This is a genomic window from Porticoccus sp. (genome assembly GCF_965660005.1).
Lineage (GTDB): Bacteria > Pseudomonadota > Gammaproteobacteria > Pseudomonadales > Porticoccaceae > Porticoccus.
Window position 1 is genome coordinate 1 of the sequence record NZ_CBFHYF010000057.1, and the last position, 8,443, is coordinate 8,443.

Genomic DNA, 8,443 nt, shown 5'->3' on the forward strand with positions numbered 1-8,443 from the left:
AGGAAGTCGGCAATAACGAAGCCGGTCATAAACAAGGGGAAGAAGACGCAGCGTTCGTCCTCTATAGCCTGCAGTTCCGCCGGCTCTGCACGGGTGCGCGAATACTGGTTGTACAGGGCCGGAAGGTCCTTGCGATGAGGCGCTACATCCATAAAGTGCGCATCTGTGACCCGGCCAGGCGTCATCACCAGATGGCTGCTCATGGGGAAGAAACCGTACAGCCGCTCACCCACTTCGATATCCGGTGAATTACTTTCCACCACGTCGGCCATACCCCATACGGTCACCTTGCCCCAGGGCTCCTCGCCCGTGGGGAAAAACTTCCAGTAGCCGATCATATCGCCGGAAACGGCATAACTCACGTTATTGGAGGTGAGCGCAAACTTGTCTATGGCGACGCGGATTTGGCCCTCTCCCAGTTGCGGCTGGCTGGCCTCAACCGTGCGTGTATTCCTGAAATTACTCTTGTCTACCCAAATTTCGGTGATACCCATACTCTCTTCTCCTAAATGACAAAGCCCTTCTCGTAGCGCTGCAGGATTTCCCTGAGGGTGCGGTTGATCCGGGTTTGCTGCCGGATCATTTCCAGTTTGGGCCAGGTACAGCGTTCGCCGGAGGCAATCAGTTTCAGCACCTGCTTCTCGCCCGGGAATCCCAGCAGGTTAGCGGGATTGATCAGCCGATAATCCGGGCGAATATTAATATCACCTACATAATCCTGGTTGATGATCGATCGCATCAGACTGGTCGCCTGGGTAATTGCCCCGTTACGCTTGTCCGCCCGGTCAATCATCAGGGTGATGGCGTTGAACCATTCGCGAATGGCGCGGAGACCGGCATTCTGCAGCAACCCGAGTGAGGTTTGCTTGCGGTGCCCATCAGTGACAAAAGGCAATACATGAGGATTAGTCTGGCTGACGATGTAGTGGTTGACGCCGTAGAGGCGCGCCAACCGTTTGGCCGGCATATCGTCGCTCACGGAGCCATCCACCCAGCGCCGCGACGGCAGGTAACTCTTGCGCTGGCCACCGCTGTCGATCGCCTGCAGGGTTACCGGTGGAAAAATCCCGGGGACGGCGGCTGAGGCCATGACCGCGCTGCGCATCAATACGCTGGGAGATGCAGTGGCGTTGAGCAGGCGCGAGGTCTGATGCGTTTCTGCCGGGGCGATGGAGACATTCATGGCCCGACCGGTTTTCTCAAATGCTTTCTGGAAGGTCATGTCATCGGGAAGAAAATCTCTCAGGCTCTCCTCCATTTCCACCGGGTCGGCAACCCCCCTGCCTTTTGAGGATTCGGGCAGTGCATCGAGAAAATTCTGCGGTTGCATCAGCTCGCGCAACTCTTCATCGGTGTGGCTACAGACAATACTGCCGACAATGGAGCCGCCGCTGGAGCCAGACATCACGGTGGGTAGCAGGTCGGCCTCCAGCAGCACACGGGCGACGCCCATGTGAAAATATAACAGGGAACCGGAACCGCTCATCATAAACGCGGAATGACCGAAGCAGTGACTGCCCCGGCGGAAGAAGTCGAGCTTCTCTTTTTCGCTGATATCCCCGCTGTCTTCACTGGCCAGATGCTCCAGAGTGTGGACGATTTCCTCGATGTACTCCTCTATCAGGTGCTTAGTACCTGAGAGCGCGTGCGCATACAGGCCGGCCCGTCCCATGCCGCCCATATTGCCGTGAATACCCTCGTTCAGGGCGTATAGTAATCCACGGTTGTCCTGCCTGACTTTCAGGCTACGCAGTCGATCGAGGCGGCTGCGGATGGAAACATAATCATATTGTTGGCTGTGGTCTTGCCGGCGCCAGCGATCCAGGTCCTTCTCGCCGTCCCATTCCTCCGCCGCCGCACGCCACGCCTGGTAGCTTTGCGCACTTTTCAGTGCCCGTCTTATTTGCCTTTGAGTAGCCATGCCCATTTCTAGGTCCCCTGTGTCAGGCAATCACATCGAGCGCCATAGTGGCCAGCGGCTCTACCATATCCCCAACCTCCAGGGCCGATGCATTGGACGCATTACCCTGTGTTGCCCGCTTGGCTACGCCCTGGGCGATCGCAGCCAGACGGAAGAAACTGAAGGCCAGGAAGAAATTCCAGTTTTCTATACGGTCGATACCCATGTATCGACAATAACTCGCGACGTATTCCTCTTCACTGGGCAGACCCAGTCCTTGTAGATCGAGCCCGACAAGGCCGGCAGGTGCCATCTGCGGCTTATCGCTGGCCGGCAGGCGCATGGCCATGCATTGATAGGCCAGATCCGCGCAGGGATGACCCAGGGTAGACAGCTCCCAGTCCAGCACCGCGATCACCCTGCTGTTATCCGCTGAGTACATCAGGTTGTCCAGCCGGAAGTCGCCATGCACCAGTGCCACCCGGCCATCGTCGGCGGGCAGGTTGGCCTCCAGCCAACTGATTAATTGATCCATTGGCTCGATCTTCGACAGTTCCGAGGCGCGGTACTGTCCGGTCCAGCGCCCCACCTGACGCTGGAAATAGTTTCCGGGTCGGCCGTAATCCGCTAACCCGGCGGCTTCGAGGTCGACACTGTGTATGGCGGCGAGAGTTTGCGCCATCTGGTCGTACATGGCGGTGCGGGTCTCGCGATCATCTATCTCCCCTAGTGCGGGGTTCCAGTAGACATGGCCGTCGCAAAACTCCATCAGGTAGAACATAGAGCCGATCACCGCGGGATCCTCACACAGGTGATAGACTCCGGCGACCGGCACTTCCGTGTCCCGTAGAGCGGCCAGTACACGAAACTCCCGGTCGACAGCGTGGGCAGACTTGAGCAGTTTGCCTGGGGGCTGTCGGCGCAAGACGTAAGTACTGGAGTCCGCGTCGATCAGGAAGGTGGGGTTAGACTGGCCGCCGGAAAATTTACTGGCCTGGAGCGGACCCTTGAACCCCGGCACATGGGCTTCTAGGTAAGCGGCCAATTTCGCTTCATCAAGCGTATCTACAGATGACATCAGAACACCTTTTTTTATCGGGGGCAGACCACGCGTGGTCTGTCCCCCATTAAAACAATGAGTATCGCTTGCCCCGGGGCGTGGGCACTTTATATTCTTCGGGCAGGGTACAAAGCCTGTCCATGTGGGTTGTACTGCCGTCGGCGTACTCCCACACCAGTTGCTCGCCCTCCATATAGCGTTTCACGACGACCGGCCCCCAGCCAAAAACATGGAAGTTGAGCACGCCCTGCTCCCAGGTCATTGAGGCGGAGGTGCGCATGCAGAACTCTTCGTCGCCGGCTGTGAACAGCACCGATCCCTCGGTATCGTCGGTATTCAAACCCGCTGTGCTGTTGGGGCCGTAATCATGAATGATTCCCGCTGCGGTCACTACGGTACGACTGCCGCACTGTTCAACTCGCTCCACATGACCCACGTGGCCGCCCTCCACACCAATCCATAATCCGCGGATATCGTCTGCGCCCTCGGGTAAGGGCTCGGCGCACTGGGCCAGGATCGGCAGGGGAAAGTGTGAGTAGCCGCACCCGGGCGTATTACCCTTGGGGATATCCTCGGCCATCTTGCCACTGCCATCGAGCTCCGGCAACTCACAGTAATTGAGTGCGCTGCCGTCCCCTGCCAGGGTAGCGGGGTCGGTAGTCAGCGGTGGCCGTGACGAAAAAAAAGCCAACCAGAAAAGGAAAAGGAATATGCCCAGGGGGGCCAACACCAGCGTTAGCAGTATTTTCTTCAGCACGGTTCTCACCCGGCCTCTGCAACCAAGGCGTTAGCCATGGGGCCAAACCAGGTTCGCTTCAGAGTTTTGAAAATTCCCGGCTCCTTGGTGGCCAACTGGGTTGCCAGCGCTTTCGCCTGCTCCAGCAGTTCTTCCCCAGATGCCTTGCCATCCGCGATACCCGCGGCGATCGCCTCGTCGGCGGTGTAGCGTTTGCCGGTCAGCAGCGCGTCGCGCGCCGTATTGGCGGGTAGTTTGCCCTGCAGGATACCCATCATGGGCTGGGGAATTGGCACGCCTACATCCACCTCTGAGACGCAGAACCAACCCCGATCCTCACGCATGATGCGGTAGTCGCAGGAAAGCGCCATAAACGCGCCTCCGGCGAAGGCATGGCCGTTGACGGCGGCTACCGTCGGGCATGGCAGAATCAGGAAACGCCGGTGAATCTCCGCCATACGCTGACCAAACAGGGCCATATCCTCGGGCGGGAGTGTCATCAGCTTTTCCAGGTTGAGGCCGTTGCAGAAGAATTTTTCGACACCAATAAGCACCAGCGATGTACCCTTGCCACAATCGCGCTCCACTGTATCGAGAATTCCAAGCATACGCGTTTGCCACTCAGGACAGATGGTATTGGGACCATCGTTCATGGTCACCAGGTGAAGCTCACCCTCTTTCTCGTAGTCGATCATTATCAGTCCTTTTTAAATGGGGAGTTTACCAGGGCAGAGAAGCGCTGCTGGTGATGGTCTGCATCGCCAAACAGAATGTTGGCGATCATCAGACGTTTGACATAGGAACCCACCGAGAGCTCTTCGGTCATGCCCATGCCACCGTGCATCTGGATACCTTCGCCGCCAATTTTTCGGCCGGCTTTACCTACCATGCACTTCAACGCCAGCAGGCTGCGCCGGACATCCTGGTCGCCCGCATCCAGTGCGCACACGGCCCGATAGAGCAGGGATTTGGTGTTTTCGCAGGCGGCGAACATATCCACCATGCGGTGCTGCAGGGCCTGGAAAGATCCGATATGGGTGCCGAACTGCTTGCGGGTTTTCAGGTATTCCAGAGTCTGGGCATTGAGCGATTCCATGGCCCCCAGGGCGTCGGCGGCAACAGCGAGTATTGCCTGGTCAACAACAGGGCTCATCAGGCCGTAGCCCTCGCCGAGTCCGCCAATCACGACTTCTGCAGTGACATTCTCAAGCGCAATATTTGCCACTTCTCGTCCATCGGTCATTCGGTAAGCCGTAGTGGTCACGCCTTCTGTGGCGGCGTCAATCAGAAACAGGCTCAGTCCATTTTCGCCCGGCTGTTCACCGGACGTGCGAGCGAGAACCACCAGTTTCTGCGCAGCGCCACCGTTAAGCACGACTGTCTTTTCCCCGTTGAGTACCCAGTTCACGCCATCCTGGCGGGCGCGGGTTTTAACATCACTCATGGAGTAACGGCTCTGGCGCTCGACGAAGGCGAAGGCACCCTGCAATTCACCGGCGATAATCTGCGGAATCAATTCATTCTTCACCTCATGGCTGGCGCCGGCCTGCAGCAGGCCGCCAAACAGCAGCACCGTCGGCAGGAAGGGCTCCGACACCAGGCCGCGGCCGAACTCCTGCATGATGACCATGGTATCCACCGGGCCGCCACCGAAACCGCCATATTCCTCAGCGAAGGGGATGGACAACCAGCCAAGCTCCGCAAATTGCTGCCAGTGGTCCGCACTGAAACCGTGCTCTAGGGCAACCGTGGCGTTGCGCTGCTCGAAGGCATAATAGTCCTGGACGAAACGTGCCACGCTGTTCTGGATCATGGTCTGTTCTTCAGAAAGATTAAAATTCATCGTGACTCTCCTTGTGTTCTGCCTACAGGCCCAGCACATGCTTGGCGGTTACGTTCTTCTGCACTTCATCGGAGCCGCCGTAGATTGATGAGGCGCGCCCGCGGAAATACAGCTTCTGTGCAATATCGGCAAAGTCATGCCCTAACTGCGCAACATTCAAATCACCTTGTAGGGTCTGGCTGTAGTAGCCGGCCACGTCCATGCGCAGTTCCTGTATCGTCTGCTGGATGGTTGTGCCCTGTAGTTTCAACAGCGATGATTCTGGCCCGGGCATGCCACCTTCTGCGGCGGAGGCCAGTGCGCGCAGCTCGGTAAACTCCAGTGCCATCAGGTCGATTTCAACCTCTGCCAGGCGCCTTGCGAAGAGCGGATCATCCAGCAGTGATTGCCCGCCGTTTACTTCGGCGCGGGCCAATTCGCGCAACTGCTCCAGGCTGCGTTTCGATTCTGCCACTTCAGCAATGGACAGGCGCTCGTGCACCAGCAGGGACTTGGCATAGGTCCAGCCCTTGCCCTCTTCACCGATACGGTTGTTCACCGGCACACGGGCGTTGTCGAAGTGCACCTCATTCAGGTGGTAAATACCGTCGATTGTGTCGATGGGACTTACGGTCACTCCCGGTGTGGTCATATCAATCAACAGGAAGCTGATGCCATCCTGTTTGCGACCACTCTTGTCGGTGCGCACCAGGCAGAAAATCCAGTCAGAGGCCTGGGCGAAGGAGGTCCATATTTTGCTGCCGTTAACCACGTATTCGTCGCCATCTCGTTCAGCCTTACACTGCAGTGACGCCAGGTCAGATCCAGCGCCGGGTTCAGAGTAGCCCTGGCACCACCAGTCATCGCTGTTAAGGATACGGGGCAAGAAGCGTGCCTTTTGCTCCTCGGTGCCATAGGTGTAGATAACCGGCGCCACCATGGTCACACCGAAGGGAATCGGCGCGGGCGCACCCGCCTTGCCGCGCTCGGCGTTAAAGATGAAGTGCTGGCTCGTGCTCCAGTCCTGGCCACCGTACTCGACCGGCCAGCCTGGGGCCATCCAGCCCTTGGCATTGAGGCGGCGTTGATATTCGACCATGGCTTCCTTTAGGTTAGGCGAAGCCTCCGCACCCTCCAGTTTGGCCCGTAACTCATCATCGAGGGAATCGGCAAAAAACTTGCGAACTTCCGCCTGGAAGGTGAGCTCTTCATCGGTAAATCGTGTATCCATAACTATCTCCTTATTGGGGGACAGACCACGTATTTAATCGTGGTCTACCCCCTATTAATTAACGGCCGGTGATATCCAGGATGGCCTGTACGCACTGGGCGGGTTGATCCTGTTGCGGGAAGTGGCCCGCCGGCGCGATGGTTCTATGCTCGACGCCCTGGCAACCCGGCACGGAATCCAGAAACGGCTGCGCCATACTGGCTGTCACCGGATCATCATCAGTAAATGCGAGCATGAAAGGCTTGTTGAATTCTTTGAGCACTTTCCAGGCGGCCTTGTTTTCAGCCACTTCAGGCTCGTCCGCAAAGAGCGGGACCAGCGAGGGAAAACGGCGCGCGCCCTGCGCGTAGGATTCGTCGGGGAAAGGTGCGTTGAAAGCTTCTTTTTCATCATCGGCAAGCGAAGAGGCTCCGCCGATACTGTCGATCGCATCCCCTGGTCGTAATATTTCCGCACTTTCGGCGCAGTACTTTCGCCAATAGAGAAATCCCGGAACCCCGGGTGGGCCGCCTTCATAGGCACCGCGAAAGCAGGCATCCAGGTCCACCGCTTTCACCACAGGCAAGGTCTTATAGATTTCCCGGGTCGGGCCAGCGAGCTCTTCCGGTATAGGGCCCGCCGGCAGTCCACCATTGGCGAGCACCACCGCGGCAAAGCGCTCCGGGAATGCCGCCACTAGGCGCAGGCCGATGAGACTGCCCCAGTCCTGCACAAACACGGTAATCCTGCTGAGATCCAGTTGGGTCAACCACTCACTCATCCAGGCCACGTGGCGAGCGTAGGTGTAGTCCTTGGCCAGAGAGGGCTTGTCCGAGCGGCCAAAACCGATCAGGTCGGGGGCAATCACCCTGAAGCCAGCCTCTACGAGTGATGGGATCATGTGCCGGTAGAGGTAGCTCCAAGCGGGCTGGCCGTGTAGCAGGAGTACCACTTCGCCGCCTGCAGGCCCTTCGTCAAGATAGTGGATGCGCAACTCTCCCCCCTCGGTATCATCGATCTGCAGGTAATGGGCCTGGAATGGGTAGTCGACCAGGTTGTCAAATCGCTGATCAGGTGTACGTTTGAATTCCATCGTCCGGAAGCTTTCCTCGTTCTTGTGGGTTTCCTCGCGTTGAATTTTAAGCAGTCGCGACGATTTTTATTGCCTAATCTTGCCTTTTTGCGTTTTGAGGCATAACTTATGCCACAAGGTTATGTCACTATTAGTGTCATTACAAGACAATAATTAATGAGGACGCCAAAATGTTCGCTCCAAAACCACTCGCATTGCCCCTCGCGCTAGCCATTTCTGGTACCGGCGCACTTGCCCAGATCGGTGCGCTTGAAGAAGTCATCGTTACCGCCCAGAAGCGCTCCGAGAGCCTGCAGGATGTCCCGGTTGCAGTGAACGCCTTCAGCTCAGACACCATCCAGGAAGCAGGCATCAATGACACCAGCGACCTGGCCGTTATGACACCCAGCCTGAACGCCAACGCCAATTCCAGCCCGTTCACCACCCGGCTTACTATCCGTGGCATTGGTGCGGCAAGAACGCCAATGCGGGTGCTATCAGTATCATCACCAAGCGGCCCAATCTGGAACAATTCGAAGGCTATGTTGAGCCAGCGCCGGCAACTACGGTATGGGAAAATTAACAGGGACGGCCTCAGGCCCCCTGGGTGACACGGTCGGGTACCGACTGTCGGGCAATGTCC

Annotated in this window: 9 protein-coding genes; 1 reads left to right on the top strand and 8 read right to left on the bottom strand. The window is 57.7% G+C overall.

Going from position 1 to position 8,443, the window contains the following annotated elements:
- The 8 genes from ACTF5G_RS09360 to ACTF5G_RS09395 form a co-directional block, all read right to left on the bottom strand.
- On the bottom strand, positions 1 to 494 hold a 494-nt coding region (locus ACTF5G_RS09360), incomplete at its 3' end, for a DUF2855 family protein (RefSeq protein WP_438952546.1).
- A gap of 11 nt (positions 495 to 505) precedes the next feature.
- Entirely contained in the window at positions 506 to 1,927 is a 1,422-nt protein-coding gene (locus ACTF5G_RS09365; RefSeq protein WP_438952547.1) for a DUF3336 domain-containing protein, read from the bottom strand.
- Positions 1,928 to 1,943: 16 nt separating this feature from the next.
- Positions 1,944 to 2,978 (bottom strand): phosphotransferase, encoded by a 1,035-nt coding sequence (locus ACTF5G_RS09370; RefSeq protein ID WP_438952548.1) that lies wholly within the window; start codon positions 2,976 to 2,978, stop codon positions 1,944 to 1,946.
- 49 nt (positions 2,979 to 3,027) lie between these two features.
- On the bottom strand, positions 3,028 to 3,717 hold the full coding sequence (locus ACTF5G_RS09375; protein ID WP_438952549.1) for a hypothetical protein: 690 nt from the start codon (positions 3,715 to 3,717) through the stop codon (positions 3,028 to 3,030).
- A gap of 5 nt (positions 3,718 to 3,722) precedes the next feature.
- Positions 3,723 to 4,391 carry an enoyl-CoA hydratase/isomerase family protein gene (locus ACTF5G_RS09380; protein WP_438952550.1) on the bottom strand — a complete coding sequence of 223 codons (669 nt, stop codon included), beginning with the start codon at positions 4,389 to 4,391 and terminating at the stop codon, positions 3,723 to 3,725.
- Between the two features lie 2 nt (positions 4,392 to 4,393).
- On the bottom strand, positions 4,394 to 5,539 hold the full coding sequence (locus tag ACTF5G_RS09385; protein ID WP_438952551.1) for an acyl-CoA dehydrogenase family protein: 1,146 nt from the start codon (positions 5,537 to 5,539) through the stop codon (positions 4,394 to 4,396).
- Between the two features lie 22 nt (positions 5,540 to 5,561).
- Positions 5,562 to 6,749: an acyl-CoA dehydrogenase family protein gene (locus ACTF5G_RS09390; RefSeq protein ID WP_438952552.1), complete on the bottom strand. Its 1,188-nt coding sequence runs from the start codon at positions 6,747 to 6,749 to the stop codon at positions 5,562 to 5,564.
- A gap of 58 nt (positions 6,750 to 6,807) precedes the next feature.
- On the bottom strand, positions 6,808 to 7,821 hold the full coding sequence (locus tag ACTF5G_RS09395) for a haloalkane dehalogenase (RefSeq protein ID WP_438952553.1): 1,014 nt from the start codon (positions 7,819 to 7,821) through the stop codon (positions 6,808 to 6,810).
- Positions 7,822 to 7,991: 170 nt separating this feature from the next.
- Here ACTF5G_RS09395 and ACTF5G_RS09400 point away from each other — a divergent pair, with 170 nt between their 5' ends.
- Positions 7,992 to 8,411, top strand: a complete 420-nt coding sequence (locus tag ACTF5G_RS09400) for a TonB-dependent receptor plug domain-containing protein (RefSeq protein ID WP_438952554.1) — start codon at positions 7,992 to 7,994, stop codon at positions 8,409 to 8,411.
- Positions 8,412 to 8,443 lie beyond the last annotated feature (32 nt).